Source organism: Lactobacillus nasalidis (assembly GCF_016587775.1).
Taxonomy (GTDB): domain Bacteria; phylum Bacillota; class Bacilli; order Lactobacillales; family Lactobacillaceae; genus Lactobacillus; species Lactobacillus nasalidis.
Window position 1 is genome coordinate 1 of record NZ_BOCG01000357.1, and the last position, 407, is coordinate 407.

Consider the following 407-nt stretch of genomic DNA (forward strand, 5'->3'; position numbering starts at 1 on the left):
GTTACCTCACCAACTAGCTAATGCGCCGCGGGCTCATCCTAAAGTGACAGCTTGCGCCGCCTTTCAAACTTGAGTCATGCGACTCATGTTGTTATCCGGTATTAGCACCTGTTTCCAAGTGGTATCCCAGTCTTTAGGGCAGATTGCCCACGTGTTACTCACCCATCCGCCGCTAGCGTCCAACAAATCATCCCGAAGGAATCCTTGAATTCAGCTCGCTCGACTTGCATGTATTAGGCACGCCGCCAGCGTTCGTCCTGAGCCAGGATCAAACTCTCAATTTGAAATTGAGCCTTTTTAATCTGCTCCAGATTATTTGCTTGCGAATTGACTTCGCTTATTTGATTGGATCAAACTTTGTTTGACCCGCACACTGCGAAACTTTGTTCAGTTTTCAAAGTACCAAC

Annotated in this window: 1 rRNA gene; it reads right to left on the bottom strand. The window is 47.4% G+C overall.

The features are described 5' to 3' along the window. Window positions 1-284, bottom strand: a 16S ribosomal RNA gene (locus tag lacNas_RS06830); the annotation flags it as partial. Window positions 285-407 lie beyond the last annotated feature (123 nt).